This window comes from Pseudoalteromonas sp. OFAV1 (assembly GCF_021532595.1).
Taxonomy (GTDB): Bacteria; Pseudomonadota; Gammaproteobacteria; order Enterobacterales; family Alteromonadaceae; genus Pseudoalteromonas; species Pseudoalteromonas lipolytica_C.
Genome location: NZ_JAKGBG010000023.1, coordinates 48,530 through 66,918, shown reverse-complemented (window position 1 = coordinate 66,918; position 18,389 = coordinate 48,530). Strand labels below are relative to the sequence as shown.

Sequence of the window (18,389 nt, the reverse complement as noted above, 5' to 3'; positions counted from 1 at the left end):
TCACGAGCGGAATCGTGCATCTGTTCGAGTTCTTGTTTCTTCTGTGGAGATAGCGTTACTTTCATAGTGGCGTAGCATGATCCTATTTTTACGGAAAATCAAGCACCTTCAATGATCACGGGTATAACATAATGACTTTAGACTTATCAGCTGATAATGCTAACACGTCATTATTTGTTATGTTCCCTGATGACAAAGATGCAGCTTGTGAGCAAGTTAATGTTGATGGAACATGTACTTTCTATCGCCGTTCAGGTGATGGCGCAAATCCAGGTTGGGCACAAACTTGGGCTCGTGCAGGTTCAATGACTTCAGATACTTTTGACTTCGACTTTAAGTATTCAGGTGAAAACTTCGAACTTAAAGGTCGAGTTGGTAATACCCAATCTGAAGGTGGTACAGATTTAACAGCAAACTATGGTTTCTGGTTAGGCACTCCAGCAGACTATGCCGGCACCTATGATGCGACAGGCGATGTTATTGATATTAATGTTGCAAATAAATCATTCACGCCAGATGACTTCCAAGGACAATTATCTTCAGCAGGTTGGGCTCTTAAGAAACAGCCGAATACGGACGAAGAGACTTATGCACAGTTTGATTTAACTATCCCTGTAGATTTTGGCGCAATTACAGCTATTAAAACAGGTTTCCGTTGGGCTGATCATGAAGTTAAGCAAGAAACTTATACTGCAAACTTAGTTGACTCAATCGCTGCATACGATGCTTCTCGTTATTACTCAGGTACGGTGTCTTCTGGTGCAGGCTATACATTACCAGAGCCAAAGCTTGATCAAATGATTAGTGATGGCTACGCTGCTATTACCAGCTTCGATAATACATCTATCGCTTATAAATCTGGCTACGGTACGATTCAAGAAGAAAATATCTCGTTATACGCAATGGCTGATTTTTCAGCAGAAGGTATTCGCGGTAACTTTGGCCTAAGATATGTTTCTACAGATGCAGAGTCTGATTATTATGCATTAAATGCTAATGGTGACTATGGTAACGGCCTTAGCACTGAAAAAGCAGACTACAGTGAAGTATTACCAAGTGTTAACGTTGCGTTTGACCTAACTGAAGATATGATTCTGCGCTTCTCTGCTGCACAAGTTATCTCTCGTGCTAATTATGCGGATATGTTTGCAGCATCTTCGTTGTCTGGTTACGAAGATGGCACAATTGGTAATGAGGTAATTACTACAGGTAATATCGGTCTTGAACCGTTTAAGGCAACACAAGCTGATTTCGGTATTGAATATTACTTTGATGGCGACGGCATGATAAGTGCGGCTTACTTTATCAAGGATATTTCTTCATTTACTAAAGTTGACCAAATTCTGAATCAAAGCATAGGCATTGTAGACCCAGATTCAGGTGTTGATAACTGGACAGTTGCTACTAAAGGAACTGGTTCAGGTGGTGAAATTCAAGGTATCGAGCTGCAAATTCAAGATGGTTTTGATAATGGCTTTGGTTATCAAGCAAACTATACTTGGGTTGATTCAGAAGCGCCTGCAGAGAACTTCCCTGACCGCATCGAATTATTCTCTGACTCTTCAGAGCATACGGTTAACTTAGTTGGTTACTATGAAGCAGATTTCTATAGCGTACGTTTAGCGTATAACTGGCGCTCAGAGTATATGGTTCGTGAAGCACCTTACTTCTATGGTAACCGCGAGCATCAAGACTATGGTACGCTCGATCTAACAGCTAAGTTTGCTGTAACTGACTACCTAGACTTAACATTTGAAGCGGTTAATATCACTGAAGAAGATAGTATCCAAATTGGTACTGCTACAGGTGATGCTGAGGTTAAACCAGAGCTTCGTAACGGCTATCCAGCATGGAGCTTTGAAGGTGAAGCACGCTACAAGCTAGGTGTATCACTACGTTTCTAAGTTGATTTAGATAACGAAATTAAGAAAGCCCAGCTTGTTCTGGGCTTTTTTGTGAGTGATACCAATCCGCAATAATACTTAGTCATTTTGAGGGATTAAACCTGTCGCTACCTGCGTTAAAAATTTCTGATTTAGAACAACTAAATAACGAAATTTTTGCCTTGTTATCAACGAGGTTTTATTGCCTCAAAATAGACCATTTAATTAAGCGAATTGGTATAAAAAGTGGGCGAGTAAAAATGATAAAAAAAATCGCAATTGTTGGTGGCGGAACAGCAGGTTGGTTAGCTGCTAACCATTTGGGGCATGCGCTTTTACATAGCGGTATTGAGATCACGTTAATCGAGTCACCAAATATTGCCAGCATAGGTGTCGGTGAAGGAACTGTTCCTTCGATGCGCAACTCATTGCAAAAGTTTGGTATCAGTGAAAGTGACTTTATCAATGAATGTGATGTTACTTTTAAGCAGTCAATCAAGTTTGTAAATTGGCTAGATAAACACAAACATGGTGCTAACTTTTACCATCATTTATTTGATCATCCACATATTTTTGGTGAGCAATTAACGCAGCAGTGGCTTGCTGACGGTAACGGCAATGACTACGCTGAATTTGTTTCTAAGCAGCATGTGTGCTGTGAAAATAATCTAGCGCCAAAAACAATCGCAACACCGCAATATGCCGGTATCAACGGTTATGCTTATCATTTTGACGCTAAAAAGTTTGCTTCATTCTTAGGAAGTCATGCCACGCAACATTTTTCCGTAAAACACCTTTTTACTGAAATTAAAGATATAACCTGTGATCAGCAAGGCTTTATTACACATCTAATTGACTCAGAAGGTAACGCCTTAGAGTTTGACTTTATTATTGATTGTTCTGGTTTTTCGGCTGCCTTTATCGGGCAAAAACTAGGGGTCGGTTTTGTCGATAAATCAGATAGCTTATTAACCGACACAGCAATCACCTTGCAAGTGCCTACACAAAGTGATGATGAAATACCGCCTTATACTATCGCCACAGCACACCAAGCTGGCTGGATCTGGGATATTGCGCTTACAGAGCGAAGAGGAGTGGGGTTTGTTTATTCATCTAAGTATATGAGCGATGAGCAAGCTCACGAAAAATTACATCGTTACTTAGGTAATAAATTTGAGCATTTAACGCCAAGAAAAATCCCGATGAAAGTAGGGCATAGAGAAAAAATGTGGCACAAAAACTGTGTTGCTATAGGGTTATCGCAAGGCTTTGTTGAGCCACTCGAAGCCACAGCCATTTTAATTGCGGACTTTTCTGCAGGGTTATTAGCTAAACGTTTTCCGCGCAGCCGCGATGACATTAAATTAGTTGCTGATGATTACAATCAGCACGTGAATTATGTATGGCAGCAAACCTTTGATTTTATAAAAATGCATTACTGTATTTCGGATAGAACCGATTCGGCCTTTTGGCGTGATAACAAAAAAACCGAGCAGCTATCAGAAAAACTAAAAAATAACCTAGCACGTTGGCAGCGCTTTACACCGGTACGAGAAGACTTTGCCAGTAAGTTCGATTTATTCGACTTAGAAAACTACTTATATGTACTGTTTGGTATGCATTATGTACCAGTCAAGCAGCAATCTAAGCAGAACGACAATCAACACGTTGCTGAATTTAAACAGCAGCGCGTCAAGCAGTTATTAAATGAGCTACCTAAGCACAGAGAGCTGCTAGATAAAATAAAGAAATTTGGCTTACAGAAAAACTAGTTTTCATTAACTGAGCTGGCTAAAAACCATTAGCCAGTTCAGTTAATTCTAAAAAATGAGGAGATAGATAAACGGCTGTTGTTAATATCATTGTTGTACTTTTTGTTATTAAAAAGAGCTGCGCTATGCAGTAGGTTGCTCTTATAAATTACTAACCTATTTACCTTTGCTTCAATATTCACCACTTTTTCAAAGAGCTCTGTTGTTTCATTTAAATAGCCCTGATGAGTTGCGCTGTGCTTTTTAGTATCAGCAATCATTTTATGTACGCTATTTTGATTATCAGCTGTCACTTTAATGATGTTGTCAGGGCGGTATTTGTAAATGCCCGTACCACCCCATTCTTTAGCAGATAAATAATGCACTGCTGCAAATGTTTTATCGTCCGTCGAGTCAATATGTGGCATACGCTGTAAGGTATTTAGTTCGTCCGCATTTTGTGTAACTAATGAAAGCTTGCAGCGGTGAAGATATAAATTATTTTCACCGCTTGTAATTATCCCTTGCTCTAAAAGCTCATTAATTAACTGCTCAAAAGCACGATAGTAAGGCGCTGGCATTTCATCACGCTTGCCGGGGTAGAGCGTTCCATCACTACCGAAAGGCTGGAAATAAGCTGTTTCTGTAGCAAATTGATAAATAGGCTCAAGGCTGTGTAAAAAGTCATCAATAATAATGACAGTTTCATTAATTTCAGCAATGAAAACGCTGCTTATTTTATAGTCTTTATTTAAATGATAGCCTTCCATTGTTTGCCTCATTATTTCCATAATTGTTGAATATACTAACAAAAATAGTGGCTTATGCGTGATAATATTTACTTGTTTATAGTTTGTTTTTTCATCATTTGGGATTGATTGGTAAGGTGGGTAGTTTTGTTAATCTATAATGTACAAACTGCCACAAAATTTTCACTTCCTTTTTGTTGCCAAAACCTATAGGCTTTGGGCACTAACAGCAAAAACATATTATAAAATTAATGGAGCAGTATCATGGCGGAGCAACAAGTACAGCCTTTACATAACGAAAAACATGCCAACACTAAAATCCAAAATGGCATCAATATCGAGTTTATGAAAACTCAGCACTTAGTACCTGTGGTTGCACACGAATTTGCACGCATCGCAAATGAATTCCCAATGGCATTTGTTAAAAACAACGAATCAGGTCAATTCCAAGCAGTTGCGTTATTTGGTCTAGAGCCAGGCGAAAACCTTTTCATCCAAGATGGCAAATGGACTGCGGCATTTGCTCCAATGGCAATGACTCGTTATCCACTTGGTCTTGTTAAGCACCCAGAAGCTGATCAATTTGGTATCGTAATTGACGAAGCAAGCCCATTAGTAAGTGAAGAAGCGGGTAACGCACTTTTCGAAAACGGTGAAGAGACCGATTATCTTAAGCGTCGTAAAGAAGCACTTGTTTCTTACATTGAGTTTTCGCAAGTAACAGAAGCATTTACTAAATTCTTAGCAGACAAAGAATTATTAGTAGCGCAAACGCTAACAGTAGAAATTAAAGGTGAGAAAAAAGACATCAACGGTATCTACCTTGTTGATGAGAAAAAACTTAACTCATTAAGCGATGAAGAGTTCTTAGAACTTCGTAAACGTGGCTACCTAGCACCTATCTACTCTTTCTTAACGTCTACTCACCAAGTAGCTCGTTTAGCACGTTTAAAAGCAGCGCAAGCTTAATTTTAAACTGCTGAAAAAAGCGCCATTAGGCGCTTTTTTTGTTTCTTTCATCGGTTAAAGCTTGAAATACAGCGCTGAATTATTCACATTGGGCTTACAAACTAAAATAAATATAAGTGCCCTTATGCTAAAAACATTACTTACCTCAGCTATTGCGCTTAGCGCATTATCATTTAGTACCCTAAGCCACAGTAGTGATCAACCTTTTGCTATCGCTATTCATGGTGGTGCAGGCACCATAGAAAAGAGTCGCTTCACACCAGAACAAGAAAAAGCCTATCGTGAAAAACTAAAAGAAGCCGTTGAAACCGGCTATGCGGTACTCGAAAAGGGCGGCGAGAGCTTAGATGCCATCACTGCGGCAATTAATGTGCTTGAGAACTCACCGTATTTCAACGCAGGTCGCGGTGCTGTGTATACTTATGATGGTGCTCATGAGCTTGACGCATCAATTATGGATGGCCGTACACGTCAAGCAGGTGCTGTTGCAGGGGTTAAACATATTGAAAACCCTATTAATCTGGCACGCCTAGTGATGGAAAAATCAGTGCATGTCATGCTCAGCGGTCAAGGTGCCGAAGAGTTTGCAAAAACCCAAGGTATGCCGCTGGTTGAAAACAATCTATTCGATACAGATCATCGCTACAAGGCATTATTAAAAGCCAAAGAAAAACTCGATAAACAAAAAGTAACTAGCAAAGACTACCAAGCAGCACATAAAGCCCTGCCTGTTAATTACAAAATGGGCACCGTTGGTGCAGTTGCACTTGATAAAAACGGCAATATTGCTGCAGGTACTTCAACAGGTGGTATGACTGCAAAACACTTTGGCCGTGTGGGCGATTCACCCGTGATTGGTGCAGGTACGTTTGCTGAAAATGAATCATGTGCAGTATCTGCGACAGGGCATGGTGAGTATTTTATTCGCTACAATGTGGCAGCTGATATTTGTGCTCGCGTAAAATACCAAGGTAAAACCATTGTTGAAGCGGGTAACGAAGTGATCCACGATGTATTAATGCCTATAGGTGGCACAGGCGGTGTGATCATCATTGATGCTAAAGGGAACATCAGCTTGCCGTTTAACACCGCTGGTATGTATCGTGCGAGTAAATCAAATACATCACCAACGTATGTGGGGATTTTTAAAGACGAGTAATGAATCTTCAGACAATAATAAACCGAGTTGAACTCGGTTTATTATTGTCACCAACGTTATTGCCGATTAATTTTCACCTTGAAGGGAGTTTCATCTTGATTAGTTGAGCGATAAGGGTTGATATCTAAACCGCCACGGCGTGTGTAACGCGCATATACTTCTAACTCTTCGAGGTTTAACTGCTGCATTAAATCGCAGTAGATACGCTCTACACATTGCTCATGAAATTCGTTATGAGTACGAAACGAAATTAAATATTTTAATAAGGCTTCATGGCAAATAGCTTGGCCTTTATAACGAATAATCACACTCGCCCAATCAGGCTGTGAAGTGATCAAACAGTTCGATTTTAGTAAATGGCTGTGTAAGGTTTCTGAGACAACCTCATCACCATTATGGCGAAGTGAGCTTGCATCAATATCATAGCTGGTGATTTCGATATCAAGATCATCAATACACTCACCCGGTAACGCTGTAAAAGGTAAACAGTTGAAATCGTCTGCTTGGTATAATGTAACTAACACCTGTGCATTTACCGCATCTGATAAGTCTTTGCTAAGCGCTTGATGTACGTCTTCTAGCGTCTCAAAGCGTGTCTGATTAAAGCTATTCAGATACAACTTGAATGACTTAGACTCAATGATGTGACTGCTTTGGCAAGGAAATACAAAAGTAGCCACAGCGACCATTGGCTTACCCTTGCTATTTAGCCACGATAATTCATAGCCAGTCCAAATATCTTGGCCTTTAAACGGTAAGTTATCTTCGCTAACACCTAAAGCATCACGGTTTAGTTTGCGGGCAATAGGAAACAACAAACTTGGCGTATAGGTATCAACATATTCTGTGCTTTTACCAAGAACACTGTCTTTTAGTTCGGGTGAGTTGCTGTAATCTGTCATCTTTACACTTTTGTAGTTACAATGTTGACATTATACCTAAAGCCAATGAGTTTCGCAGTATGTCTGTTTCTATAAAACTAGATAAGTTACATCAAGCATTTAGTGAAAAATGCCTAGAACGCACAGGAAAACTTCCTGTTATTGAACATGATACAGCATGGCCAAGTCCATGTGAGCAGGGCGAAGTTGATGAGCAGGGGCTTATTCAGTGGTGTCCAGTCCCACAACAACCTGCTGGCAGTTTAGATGACCTAGCCAAGGCGCTCGAGTTATCTTTTCCTGAAGACTTAAACCCCTTATTTGGTCATCTTTATGCGGGTAACTTGTTATTGAATGTTGATGATCATCACATTGAATTGCTACAAGCATGGAATGAAGATGATTTTAGCCGCTTACAGCAAAATATTACGGGTCACGTACTGATGAAGCGTAAGTTAAAGCAGCCAGAAACCGTGTTTATAGGCCTAACAGAGCAAGATGATCTGCTTATTACTGTATTAGTCGAAAGCGGTGAGGTTTGCTTAGAGTACGTGGGTAAAAAACCGCATCATGTATTAGCAAATAGCATCAGTGAGTTTTTAGACAAAGTAACGGTATAAACTTAATAAGTAAAAAGGGGCGATTGCCCCTTTCGTGTATCTGGTTATTGCCTATATTTGGTTATTGAAAGTCCCACGAGATATTCGAAACAATCCCACAAGGCTCACAACGAAAATCAAATAAGCCAAACCATGGCTCAGGTAATTTCCACTCGCCATCGCAACTTGGGCAGCGACGTTTAAGCTCTGACTCTTTATCAACGCCACCAACACGGTATAAATAGTAATAAACCGGCTTCTTGGTTAGAAAACTAATACGCTTAGTGATATCGCGACCACGGCGATATAAGTCACTATTGATACTAGTTAGCTCTTCAAGCGCAGGAAATTCACAACGGGTTGCACCATTGATCTGAATTTGATCGCACGCTTGCCAGTCTTCTTGCCATTTTATTAGTGTTTTATAATCGCCATTGGCAATGGCCGGAATGCGAAATAACGGCACAGGTAAAAAGTCATCACCACAATAGAGCGGGCTACAGGTATGCACATACGTAGTGTATAAGATATAGCACGACGGATCATGGCACATGTCAGCGCCATTTGAGTGAATATCTTGGCCGACCACTTTAACTTTTGGTGCAAGTAAGCCCGCGGTGTGTAATTGCTCAATACTGTGCTTTACAAACGGACTATGATTGAGCGGATGCATCGCATCTTCGGTCGGGCACATCACACGGGTAATGAAAAATCCATCTTTTAAAACCGTTGGAAATTCATCACCAATGATTTGGCCGTTAAAACGAAGTGCATTAACTAGGCGGTTTATTGCCTGCTCAGCAAGCTCTAGGGTAGTATCTTGGTAGCAATCAAAAGTCAGATCGACAACAAACATTATTTTTTCTCAAGCAGTGCTAATAACCTGTCTAATTTAGCTTCAATACGGTCCAATTGACTTTCTTTTGGTGTACTCAGTTGTTCATTTGACGGGTTATTGATGAAGTTATTAATTGAATCCGGATTGTTTTTATATTGGCTAACCGCGGCGATGATCACAGGCATCGGCATAGGTTGTGTTAGCTTACTTTTGGTTAAGGCAACTGTTGGGGTTTTACCTTCATCAAGAAGGGTTTTAATTGCATCAAATACAACGGCATTCATTTTTGTATAAACTCTTTAATAAAGACTAATACCAACTCGTAAAAATACATAATGAAATAAACGAGCAAGCATAAAATACATCACAGTGTATGGCTGCGATGCGCGCGTATGGTAGCAATAATAGAGGTGTTGTGAAATTACTTTCCTTATTTGTGGCCGAAAAGCAGATGCAATTTAGGCCACAAATAAGCATTCATGTTTTTATTGACGCAGTCGCGCGTCTAATTCATCAATCACCTCACTCCAAGCCCCATCTTCAGCTAGCGATTCAGCTAAAAAATGCTGCTGAGATTCATCCCAGAATGGAGCATCCTGTAAGAGGGTGGTATCTGACAGTTGATGCGATGCTATGAAAGCATCTATTTCACTTTCTTTGCTTGGTAAACCAAGTTGTGCAAATAAGGTCGAAATGTCATGTTTTGTCGTATCCATAGTTCTGCTCCTTGTGTATGGCGATATTTATTACTGCTTGAACTTAATGATGATGAACCGCAGTTTAACTTACGCTGAATTTGTCTTTAATCGCTGTTAGGTATATACCTTATAGTCTAGTACGAAAATAAAAAAACAAATAAAAGGATGAGTATTTTGACAGTTGCTGAACCCGAAACCTTAAGTGTGCAATACCTTAGTGCTGAAGACATCAGCACTGCCGCAAGCCTTATTTATCAAGCCTATCATGACGACCCTGTTCTTCAGAATGTACTGGGGTTTCAACAAGATAACCCAAGTAAATATGAAACTAAATTACGTGCTTTGGTACGTGAAGAGCTAGCAAGTTTCTGGCAAGAAAAACAGCCATTAATAGGCCTTTACTCGCAAAGTAGATTAAAAGCGATTGCCTGTGTATTTGATTCAGCAAGTGAACTACAAGCTGAACGATATTGGCATTGGCGCTTAAAATTAATGCTCAGTGCGGGTTATTTGCAGACTAATCAGCTTATAGAAAAAGAGCGAACTATCCGTGAAGCGCTTTCGAGCAAGGGCCATTATTTGTTTTTAGCCTTCATTGCCGTTGATCCACATTTTCAGGGGCAAGGTTTCGGCAGATATCTGCTACGAGGTCTTGATGATTTAGTTGAGTCAAGCAGTCAAACAAGTGGTTTAGCAGTATTTGTTACTCGCCCTGAGCAGCGCGAATTCTTTAGTTCTGAAGGGTTTGAGGTATTCAAAGCCCTAAGCTTTAACCAAGTCGAAGGAGACTTAATGTTTAAAGCAGTAAATTGACGAAAGGACGTTTTGGAAATAGCAATGTGAGATAAGTCTCACATTGCTGTGCGCTTTGTCAGTTTAATGCCTTTAAATCTGTACCCAAAAAAGCTTATTCTAATGATTTTAAACGATTTATTATTTTTTGCATTTTTGTGACTAAGAAAAAATTCATTTTTATGCCTATCAAGATTTCCTCTTTTCTCTAAACTTAATCATGTCAAGAAGACACAGGTTCAATGATTGAACTGATGCTAAGGATTAGGATTATGGCAACAAAGCAAGATGCTTAGCAGGAAGCAAAGGGACAAGTGCTAGGGAAGCAAGGAAGAACAAGGACACTGCTAGGATGCAGTACGATCGCGGAGCGATTGAAAAGGACTGACCAAAGGATGATTTAGCAGGAAGCTAAAGGAGCGTTTGGAAAACGAAGTGGATAGCCATTGATGGCAAGAGGACGGCACTAGGATGTGTTAAATGTTACAAGATGTAGCATGGTGGGTGTATCGGATGTATACCCGTTCAGGGGATAGATAAAAAGGCAGCTTCGGCATAAGTACGGATACTTAATCATGGAAGTAGCAAGATTGGGGCGTGGCTAATAGCTACGCCTTAGTTCTTTCTGGGGGTTGTACTTCTCGCACCAACAATTACTTTGTAAAACTCGCAACTCGCAACTCGCAACTCGCAACTCGCAACTCGCAACTCGCAACTCGCAACTCGCAACTCGCAACTTAAATTTTGTGCGGCGGTATTACTACGCTTTTAAGTAATTCATTTTCCATGATCAAAACGCCTTGATACACGCTTTGCCCATCACTTGAGAACTCAAAAATAAACTCGCTTTTAATACCAGGTTTACCGCTTTTTAAAATGCCCACTCTGCGTTTATTGCAAGCAACACTCATCAATTGCACATTCAATTGCTCAATTTGTCTTTGTGCATGAAGGTTAGCTGCTTCGGCTACTTTTCTGTTTAACCAAAAAAAGTAGATGATGCTGCCAATGATGATGAGTGTCCACAAGCCTGCCATTTACGAGAATAACCTTCCAATTGCGCGAGCGAGTGTTTCGCTACGATTTTCTTTTCTTAATAAACCTAGTAGGTGAGGGCGAATACTAGGAATTGCAACTAAATCGGTGAAAATACTCACAAACAGTTGTTCAATCTCAGTATGGTGCGCACAGCAATCCATAAACACATGTAAGCGTTCTGGGTCTTCAAGGGTGCTAAAACAACGCCCTGCAATCGTTAATAGTACATCTGACTGGGTGTTCATATCAGAGCGCAATACAGCATCAACCAGTTGCGCGGTTAAACCTTGTGCTGGTGTTTTTGATAAGCTTCTAAGAGCTGCAACAAGGGCGATGTCGTCTTTTTGCTCTATCGCATTTAAACCATAGGCTAACAATTGCTCTGCAAACACGGGTTCGATTGCCACATGCTCAAGCATTGCACTCAGCGGCTGTAATACTTCGACTGGTAATTGCCCCCAAGCGGCTTGTAGATTTGCTAAATTAGTGTCGTTATCTAAACGCATCGCAAAGTCAGCAATACCTTGTACTGCAACACTTTGCCAATTATCAAAACCCAGTTTGCCTGAAAAATACAGCTGAGCATATTCGTAATACTGTGAAGCACTTTGCTTAAGTAAACATTTAACCTGCGCATTAAATGCTGCTAGCTTGTTAGCGTTTGGCGTAAATACATACGGGTTGTTATCAAGTTTGCCCTCGGCATTTTCGCCGGTAATTTCTGTACCAAGTGCTTCAATAACCATATTTGCAAAGTGATCGCGGCTTGCGCTTACAAGACGGCTTTGCTCATCAAGTGGGAATTTTAAAAACCATACATAAGGTTCTTTAGACGCTTTTACATCCCAAAATTGAATAGCAAGCCAAGCATGACCAGCAAGTGGGTATGGGTAAGGGATTTTTGTTTCTTCAATGGCAAGAAATTGTTTTTTGTCTAATTTCGTGATGTGTCTGCCAATATCGAAGGCACGCCAAGTGGTACCTGCTGCATCCAGAAGTTGCCCTAAAGTGGCGATCTGCTCAGTCATAAAATCTCAATTACCGTTATTAATCTATATCAGCCGCGAATTATACGCCATACCATGGCGCCTTGGAACAGGGTATACTAGGGTCTGTTTACCTTCCCTAAGTAAAAAGGTATTAAGAGTTTTACAATGCATCAACAGACTTTGGCGCTGCTGCGCGAATTAGAATCCACATTACAACGCCATTCACTATGGCAAACAACAGCTATTGACCCAAGTGCGCTCAATTCTAGTGTACCGTTTTGCCACGACACTATGGCTTTTGAGCAATGGCTGCAATTTGTTTTTCTTGAAAAAATGCACGCCCTCATAGCACATGCTCAGCCTTTACCCCGTAATTTTGCAATTGCGCCTATGGCTGAAATGATGCTGGCACAACATAGTGGCGGAAATGATGTTATTACCGTTTTACAAAAACTCGATCAACTTTTAAGTGATAACTAACATGCAAGAGATTGTTAAGCCACAATTTGACGAGTTAACGATTCTGTACCGCGATGAAAATTACATCGCGATTGATAAACCGTCAGGTTTATTGGTTCACCGTTCGTTTTTAGATAAACACGAAACCCAATTTGCAATGCAAATGCTGCGAGACCAAATTGGTCAACACGTGTTTCCTGTACATCGTTTAGATAGACCAACGTCAGGCGTATTACTGTTTGCGTTAAGCTCAGAAGCAGCCCGTGACATGAACCAGATATTTATTGATGGGCAAATTGAAAAACGTTACTTGGCTTTAGTAAGAGGCTTTTTAAACGAATCAATCTTCTTAGATAAACCTTTAAAAGAAGAGCTTGATAAAATTGCCGATAAGTTTGCTGATCAAGATAAAGCACCGCAAGAAGCACAAACGCAATTTCATTGCCTGCACCAAGCAAGCCTACCTATTCCAATTGGTAAATACCCAACAGTTCGTTACTCGCTGGTGGAGTGTTTTCCAAAAACTGGTCGCAAACATCAAATTCGTCGTCATTTAAAACATTTATCATTGCCTATTATTGGTGATGTAAATCATGGTGATAATCAGCATAATCAATTTTTTAGAGAGCATTTTCAGCTTCGTCGTTTAATGTTATTTGCCTCTGAATTAAAGTTTGTGCACCCTTATAGCAAGCAACCAATAACAATTAGAGCGCCATTAGGCGATGCAATGTTAACGATTTGCCAGCAACTTGGCTGGCCAACAGAAGAAAAGGATTATTATGGCAACCATTAGTATTTTTGTCGGCAGTGTCTACGGCGGTGCTGAGCGTTTAAGCGAGCAAGTTATTGAAGTTATTGAAAAGTCAGAGCATCAAGCGCAATTAGTTGAAAATGGCACGGTTGATGACATGCTGGCTGCGTCACATATTTTGGTGATCACATCAACAACGGGTCAGGGTGATATTCCTGATAACTTAGTCGCTTTATATAGCCAATTAAACGATCAATTCCCTATGTTAACAGGCAAGCAATACGGCATTATTGCTATGGGCGACCGCAGTTATGGCGATACGTTTTGTGGTGCAGGTCGCAGCTTTGATGAGCTATTTCGCGATTTACAGGCAAAACCTGTCGGTCATCGTTTAGAAATTGATGCCTGCGAAGATTTTGAGCCTTGGCCTGTTACTGAGCCATGGTTAAATGAATGGCTGACGAAAATTAGTTAATGACTCTTATTAGCTAGTGTCTCTTAAAAGTGCTGATTGAATAAGCAATTGGCACTTTCCCCTTGGTTTTTCGAGTACAGAATCTGTGACCTTGGTGATATACTAAAACATCATTTTATGAGGCTGTTATGATTTCAAAAAACCAACTGAAACTAATTCGTGCATTAGGTCAAAAGAAGTACCGAAAACAATATAACCAGTACCTTGTTCAAGGCGAAAAAAATGTACTTGAATTACTAAACAGTGGTTTAAGTGTTGCTCATATTTTTGCGACTCCTGCATTTATTTCTGCGCATCAAACAGCGCTTGCAGCCCATCAAGTCATTGAAGCAGACGAAGACAGCCTAACTAAAGCCAGCACGCTCGTTAGTAACAACGCCGCCATTGCTGTTGTTGATATGCCAAGTCAGCAAGCATTACCAACATCAGGACTTATTTTAGCCCTTGATGGCGTGTCGGATCCGGGTAATTTAGGTACCATTATTCGTGTTGCTGATTGGTATGGTATTAAGCATATTGTTACCAGCACTGACAGTGCGGATGCTTATAATCCGAAAACCATCAGCGCAACTATGGGGTCATTTGCTCGCGTGTGTGTCTCACAAACCGACTTAACCAGTTACTTGCCTAGCTTAAATCTTCCTGTGTATGGTGCATTTTTAGAAGGTGAGAACATTCACAAAACTGCTCTTAAGCAAGATGCCGTATTACTCATGGGCAGTGAATCTCATGGTATTCGTGCTGATTGCGAAAGCTTAGTTACTGATAAAATCACTATTCCGGCTTATGGCCAAGCAGAATCGCTTAATGTAGCCATGGCAACAGGTATAATTTTAGATAATTTTAAGCGCCACGCTTAACCTTTTACCCTAAAATGGGTTAAATTGAAGAATAACAATAAAAATCGGTAAAACAATTAGATGCGCTTAAGCACCATAAAATTAGCGGGTTTCAAATCGTTTGTTGAACCCACTAAGATCCCATTTCCTGATCAGATGACGTGTGTTGTCGGCCCGAACGGCTGTGGCAAATCAAATGTCATCGATGCAGTGCGTTGGGTGCTAGGTGAAAGCTCAGCTAAAAACTTACGTGGCGATGCCATGACCGATGTTATTTTTAATGGCTCTACTAATCGAAAACCTATTTCGCAAGCCTCTGTTGAGTTGGTGTTTGATAACACCAGTGGCCATCTTCCGAATACCTTTGCTGATCGAAACCAAGTGGCGATTAAGCGCTTAGTGACCCGAGATGGTCAGTCAATTTATTTTCTAAATGGTAGTAAATGCCGTAAGCGTGATATTACCGATATCTTCTTAGGAACAGGTCTTGGCCCGCGCAGCTATGCGATTATAGAGCAGGGCATGATCTCGCGTTTAATTGAGAGCAAACCAGCTGATTTACGAGTTTTTTTAGAAGAAGCAGCTGGCGTTTCAAAATACAAAGAGCGTCGTCGTGAAACGCAAACCCGCATTAAAAGCACCCGCGAAAACCTTGAACGTTTGCTCGATGTAAGGCAAGAGTTACAAACACAGCTCGATAAGCTTGCAGTGCAATCAGTCGATGCAAAAAAGTACCGAGAACTAAAAGCTACTGAGCGCACCTTAAAAGGACAAATTGCGGTCTTAAAGTGGCAGAAGCTACACCAGCAACAAATCGATAAAGCCGAGCAAATCAATAAACTTAAAGAGCAAATCCAGTTCTTTAAAGAAGCGCATTCTGGCCATGATGATGTGTTAGCAAGTCTTGAAAATCAGGTGCAACTTGAGCAGCAAAAATTGCAAGATGCTCAGCAGGCTCAGCATCAAACACACACTGAGTTAACCCGCAAAGAGCAGCAACAGATTAGCCTAAAGCAGCAACAACAAACACTTAGCCAAAACCTTATCAAACAGCAACAACTGCAGTTACAAAACAAAGAGCTGCAAGAAGAGCAACATGCATCGGCTGTAATGTTACAAGAGCTGCTACAAGAAGCGATTGAGCAAAGTTTACTGTGCGCTGAGCAAGTTGCAGAGGTAGAGCAACAAGTTGCTGAACAACATCAGTATAAACAAAGTGCTGATGAGCAATACCAAAGCACCTTACAAAAAAATCAAACTCATGCTAGTGATATTAATGTTGCAAAGAGTCAACAGGCTCACTTTGCACAGACTCTTGCGCAACTTGAATCTCAGCAGGCACAACTTGCCGCTGAAATTAGTGAGCTTGAAGCAACTCCTGTTGCAGCGCAAATTGCTGAGCAACAACAGCATATTCAAACACTGACTAAAGAGCTTGCTCAGCAGCAAAGTGCGCTTAATAAGCTCACTCAGAATCTAGAACAAGCTGATAAAGAGCAACAGCATTTAGAGCAAGATTTTAGACGGGTTCAACAGCATAGTAATGAAAACAAAGCCAGTATTGCAGCGCTTAACTCTTTGTTATCAGAGCAAACCGACAGCGAAAGTGTCTCTCTATTGGCGCAGTTAAAGGTGGCTTCTGGCTTTGAGCCGCTAATTGAACAAGCCCTACTTGGCCTTGAGCATCTAAAGGTCAGTCAACATAAAGAGGCTAACAGTGTTTGGCCTGCTAATGCGTGTGCGGCTGTGCCAAAAGAGTCATTAGCTAATTATATCGAATCGGGTGCTTACCCTGATTTATTAGCACGGTTTGCATTTCAACCTTGTTTTGATGACGCTATTTTGGCGGATCCATATTGGCTGGCAGTGATTGATGAAGAAGGCTGTATTCATGGTCGTAACTTTCACACCGATGCCAATAAAGACGCCGACAATTCTTTGCTTTTAAAGCATGCTCAGCTTAGCGATGCACAGCAGTTAGATGAAGAGCTCAACGAGCAATTAGAAACCAAGCAGCAATTGCTAAACGAGCATCTAGCACATAAGAAAACGCTCATCGTTGACAAAGAGCAACACAGAGAGCGAATTCACCAAGCGGCTCAGCAGATTGCATCGGCTAGCACTCGACGCGATATGTTGCTTGAGCAGCAAACGCAGTGGCAAAACCAGCTTGTTAAGTTACAACAGCGTGAAACCTTACTGGCTGAGCAAAAGCAAAATGCCGATGAGCAGCAACAAGCCCAGCAGAGTTTACTTGAGCAATTGCTAGAACAGCAATTAACGCTGGAAACAGAACTCGAGCAGGCTAAACAACGACAAACTGAGGCAAATAACAACTATCGCCAAGTTGCGTCTCAGCTTGAGCAATATAAAACGCAGGCTCACCAAGCAAATTTGGCTGAACAAAAAGCTCGCAGTGAGTGTCAACTTAGCGAAACCAAATTGCAACACGCCAATGCCGCCCAAAGTGCTGCAAGTGAGGCTGTGTTAGAACTTAATGAGCAACTAGAAGAGTTAGTGATCCCGCTTGAAGAGGTGGCAGAGCAAATCATGCTATTGCTTGAAAAGCATCAACAAAGTGACGTTGAGCTGAAAAACTTGCAAGCGGCCTTGAGTCAAGCTAAAAAGGAGCTTGCTGATAAGCAAACAGCGCTGAAATCGTCGCAATCTGAGTTGGTTACGTTACAAGAGCAGTTGCAAGCATTGGCACTGGATGAGCAAAGTTTAATCGTTAAAGCACAAGCCGCTTCAGAGCCACTTGAAGAACTGGAACAAAATTTAAAAACAGTACTTGAAGAACTGCCTGACAGTGCCAATTTAAATAGTATGCAAGCTATGTTGACTAAAACCACCCAAGCTTTAAATGAGCTTGGCGCAGTAAACTTAGCAGCAATTGATGAATTTGAGCAGGCCAAGCAGCGTAGTGATTATTTAAATCAGCAGCTTGATGATTTAACACAAGCGTTAAATACCCTTGAAGGGGCGATTCAAAAAATTGACCGAGAAACAAAAAATCGTTTTAAGGCCACGTTTGAACAAGTAAATACAGACTTTGGGGAATTATTCCCGAAAGTGTTTGGCGGTGGTAGTGCCTACCTTGAATTGACCAGTGATGATCTACTCGAAAGTGGGGTAAGCATCATGGCAAGGCCACCAGGCAAGAAAAATTCGACAATTCACCTGCTTAGTGGTGGAGAAAAAGCGCTGACCGCATTATCATTAGTGTTTTCAATATTCAGGCTCAATCCAGCTCCATTCTGTATGCTAGATGAAGTGGATGCGCCATTGGATGATGCAAACGTGGGTCGTTTTTGCCGTTTGGTAGAAGAGATGTCACAATCAGTACAATTTATTTATATCAGTCATAACAAGATTGCCATGGAAATGGCAGGCAGATTGACCGGTGTAACTATGGCTGAACCGGGTGTTTCACGAATGGTTGCTGTAGATATAGAACAAGCTGTGCAAATGGCACATGCATAAATTTAGTTAGGCATATCAAATAATAAAGGTGAG

General features: G+C 40.9%; 17 protein-coding genes and 1 pseudogene. 11 read left to right on the top strand and 7 right to left on the bottom strand.

Annotation, left to right across the window (positions count from 1 at the left end):
* Nucleotides 1-113: 113 nt before the first annotated feature.
* Together L1267_RS13790 and L1267_RS13785 are read left to right on the top strand one after the other, a co-directional pair.
* Nucleotides 114-1,904: pseudogene (locus tag L1267_RS13790) on the top strand (TonB-dependent receptor); the annotation flags it as partial.
* A gap of 239 nt (nucleotides 1,905-2,143) precedes the next feature.
* Nucleotides 2,144-3,655: a tryptophan halogenase family protein gene (locus L1267_RS13785; RefSeq protein ID WP_235383178.1), complete on the top strand. Its 1,512-nt coding sequence runs from the start codon at nucleotides 2,144-2,146 to the stop codon at nucleotides 3,653-3,655.
* A 38-nt stretch (nucleotides 3,656-3,693) separates the two neighbouring features.
* Here the strand turns inward: L1267_RS13785 and L1267_RS13780 are convergent, their stop codons facing one another.
* Nucleotides 3,694-4,404, bottom strand: coding sequence for a DUF6445 family protein (locus L1267_RS13780; RefSeq protein WP_199527383.1), 711 nt, complete (start codon nucleotides 4,402-4,404; stop codon nucleotides 3,694-3,696).
* Nucleotides 4,405-4,647: 243 nt separating this feature from the next.
* Between L1267_RS13780 and L1267_RS13775 the strand changes: the two genes are divergently transcribed.
* Nucleotides 4,648-5,352 carry a SapC family protein gene (locus L1267_RS13775; RefSeq protein ID WP_135925472.1) on the top strand — a complete coding sequence of 235 codons (705 nt, stop codon included), beginning with the start codon at nucleotides 4,648-4,650 and terminating at the stop codon, nucleotides 5,350-5,352.
* A 124-nt stretch (nucleotides 5,353-5,476) separates the two neighbouring features.
* Entirely contained in the window at nucleotides 5,477-6,511 is a 1,035-nt protein-coding gene (locus L1267_RS13770; RefSeq protein ID WP_235383177.1) for an isoaspartyl peptidase/L-asparaginase family protein, read from the top strand.
* A 56-nt stretch (nucleotides 6,512-6,567) separates the two neighbouring features.
* Here L1267_RS13770 and queF read toward each other — a convergent pair whose 3' ends face one another.
* Entirely contained in the window at nucleotides 6,568-7,413 is an 846-nt protein-coding gene (gene queF, locus L1267_RS13765; protein ID WP_138556854.1) for an NADPH-dependent 7-cyano-7-deazaguanine reductase QueF, read from the bottom strand.
* A gap of 59 nt (nucleotides 7,414-7,472) precedes the next feature.
* Between queF and syd the strand changes: the two genes are divergently transcribed.
* Nucleotides 7,473-8,012: a SecY-interacting protein gene (gene syd, locus L1267_RS13760; protein WP_138556855.1), complete on the top strand. Its 540-nt coding sequence runs from the start codon at nucleotides 7,473-7,475 to the stop codon at nucleotides 8,010-8,012.
* A gap of 61 nt (nucleotides 8,013-8,073) precedes the next feature.
* On the opposite strand, the gene L1267_RS13755 is transcribed toward syd, so the two are convergent.
* The 3 genes from L1267_RS13755 to L1267_RS13745 form a co-directional block, all read right to left on the bottom strand.
* Nucleotides 8,074-8,847 (bottom strand): Zn-ribbon-containing protein, encoded by a 774-nt coding sequence (locus L1267_RS13755; RefSeq protein ID WP_135925464.1) that lies wholly within the window; start codon nucleotides 8,845-8,847, stop codon nucleotides 8,074-8,076.
* Nucleotides 8,847-9,113, bottom strand: coding sequence for a hypothetical protein (locus L1267_RS13750; RefSeq protein WP_054553723.1), 267 nt, complete (start codon nucleotides 9,111-9,113; stop codon nucleotides 8,847-8,849). The genes L1267_RS13755 and L1267_RS13750 overlap by 1 nt, the downstream gene beginning before the upstream one ends.
* 201 nt (nucleotides 9,114-9,314) lie before the next feature.
* Nucleotides 9,315-9,545: a DUF2789 domain-containing protein gene (locus L1267_RS13745; RefSeq protein WP_135925461.1), complete on the bottom strand. Its 231-nt coding sequence runs from the start codon at nucleotides 9,543-9,545 to the stop codon at nucleotides 9,315-9,317.
* A gap of 147 nt (nucleotides 9,546-9,692) precedes the next feature.
* Between L1267_RS13745 and L1267_RS13740 the strand changes: the two genes are divergently transcribed.
* Nucleotides 9,693-10,340, top strand: a complete 648-nt coding sequence (locus L1267_RS13740) for a GNAT family N-acetyltransferase (RefSeq protein ID WP_135925458.1) — start codon at nucleotides 9,693-9,695, stop codon at nucleotides 10,338-10,340.
* Nucleotides 10,341-11,056: 716 nt separating this feature from the next.
* Here the strand turns inward: L1267_RS13740 and L1267_RS13735 are convergent.
* Both L1267_RS13735 and L1267_RS13730 read right to left on the bottom strand, forming a co-directional pair.
* The gene (locus L1267_RS13735) at nucleotides 11,057-11,356 is read right to left on the bottom strand and encodes a DUF3301 domain-containing protein (protein WP_063706982.1); all 300 of its coding nucleotides are present in this window, start codon (nucleotides 11,354-11,356) and stop codon (nucleotides 11,057-11,059) included.
* A complete protein-coding gene (locus tag L1267_RS13730) occupies nucleotides 11,357-12,385 on the bottom strand; it encodes a DUF3549 family protein (protein ID WP_135925456.1) in 1,029 nt (342 codons plus the stop codon).
* Nucleotides 12,386-12,511: 126 nt separating this feature from the next.
* On the opposite strand from L1267_RS13730, the gene L1267_RS13725 reads away from it, so the two are divergent.
* The 5 genes from L1267_RS13725 to L1267_RS13705 all read left to right on the top strand — a co-directional run bounded on the left by L1267_RS13725 (nucleotide 12,512) and on the right by L1267_RS13705 (nucleotide 18,356).
* Entirely contained in the window at nucleotides 12,512-12,826 is a 315-nt protein-coding gene (locus L1267_RS13725) for a YqcC family protein (protein ID WP_063706986.1), read from the top strand.
* A 1-nt stretch (nucleotide 12,827) separates the two neighbouring features.
* Entirely contained in the window at nucleotides 12,828-13,601 is a 774-nt protein-coding gene (gene truC, locus L1267_RS13720; RefSeq protein WP_199527380.1) for a tRNA pseudouridine(65) synthase TruC, read from the top strand.
* Nucleotides 13,588-14,034 carry a flavodoxin gene (locus L1267_RS13715; protein ID WP_130051870.1) on the top strand — a complete coding sequence of 149 codons (447 nt, stop codon included), beginning with the start codon at nucleotides 13,588-13,590 and terminating at the stop codon, nucleotides 14,032-14,034. Before truC ends, L1267_RS13715 begins: the two co-directional genes overlap by 14 nt.
* 128 nt (nucleotides 14,035-14,162) lie before the next feature.
* Entirely contained in the window at nucleotides 14,163-14,894 is a 732-nt protein-coding gene (locus L1267_RS13710; RefSeq protein ID WP_235383176.1) for an RNA methyltransferase, read from the top strand.
* 60 nt (nucleotides 14,895-14,954) lie between these two features.
* Nucleotides 14,955-18,356, top strand: coding sequence for a chromosome segregation SMC family protein (locus tag L1267_RS13705; protein ID WP_235383175.1), 3,402 nt, complete (start codon nucleotides 14,955-14,957; stop codon nucleotides 18,354-18,356).
* Nucleotides 18,357-18,389 lie beyond the last annotated feature (33 nt).

What these genes read in the sequence shown, in the direction of transcription:
- L1267_RS13785 (WP_235383178.1), top strand. Translation starts at nt 2,144, where the DNA reads ATGATAAAAAAAATCGCAATTGTTGGTGGCGGAACAGCAGGTTGGTTA.
- L1267_RS13780 (WP_199527383.1), bottom strand. Translation starts at nt 4,404, where the DNA reads ATGGAAGGCTATCATTTAAATAAAGACTATAAAATAAGCAGCGTTTTC.
- L1267_RS13775 (WP_135925472.1), top strand. Translation starts at nt 4,648, where the DNA reads ATGGCGGAGCAACAAGTACAGCCTTTACATAACGAAAAACATGCCAAC.
- L1267_RS13770 (WP_235383177.1), top strand. Translation starts at nt 5,477, where the DNA reads ATGCTAAAAACATTACTTACCTCAGCTATTGCGCTTAGCGCATTATCA.
- queF (WP_138556854.1), bottom strand. Translation starts at nt 7,413, where the DNA reads ATGACAGATTACAGCAACTCACCCGAACTAAAAGACAGTGTTCTTGGT.
- syd (WP_138556855.1), top strand. Translation starts at nt 7,473, where the DNA reads ATGTCTGTTTCTATAAAACTAGATAAGTTACATCAAGCATTTAGTGAA.
- L1267_RS13755 (WP_135925464.1), bottom strand. Translation starts at nt 8,847, where the DNA reads ATGTTTGTTGTCGATCTGACTTTTGATTGCTACCAAGATACTACCCTA.
- L1267_RS13750 (WP_054553723.1), bottom strand. Translation starts at nt 9,113, where the DNA reads ATGAATGCCGTTGTATTTGATGCAATTAAAACCCTTCTTGATGAAGGT.
- L1267_RS13745 (WP_135925461.1), bottom strand. Translation starts at nt 9,545, where the DNA reads ATGGATACGACAAAACATGACATTTCGACCTTATTTGCACAACTTGGT.
- L1267_RS13740 (WP_135925458.1), top strand. Translation starts at nt 9,693, where the DNA reads ATGAGTATTTTGACAGTTGCTGAACCCGAAACCTTAAGTGTGCAATAC.
- L1267_RS13735 (WP_063706982.1), bottom strand. Translation starts at nt 11,356, where the DNA reads ATGGCAGGCTTGTGGACACTCATCATCATTGGCAGCATCATCTACTTT.
- L1267_RS13730 (WP_135925456.1), bottom strand. Translation starts at nt 12,385, where the DNA reads ATGACTGAGCAGATCGCCACTTTAGGGCAACTTCTGGATGCAGCAGGT.
- L1267_RS13725 (WP_063706986.1), top strand. Translation starts at nt 12,512, where the DNA reads ATGCATCAACAGACTTTGGCGCTGCTGCGCGAATTAGAATCCACATTA.
- truC (WP_199527380.1), top strand. Translation starts at nt 12,828, where the DNA reads ATGCAAGAGATTGTTAAGCCACAATTTGACGAGTTAACGATTCTGTAC.
- L1267_RS13715 (WP_130051870.1), top strand. Translation starts at nt 13,588, where the DNA reads ATGGCAACCATTAGTATTTTTGTCGGCAGTGTCTACGGCGGTGCTGAG.
- L1267_RS13710 (WP_235383176.1), top strand. Translation starts at nt 14,163, where the DNA reads ATGATTTCAAAAAACCAACTGAAACTAATTCGTGCATTAGGTCAAAAG.
- L1267_RS13705 (WP_235383175.1), top strand. Translation starts at nt 14,955, where the DNA reads ATGCGCTTAAGCACCATAAAATTAGCGGGTTTCAAATCGTTTGTTGAA.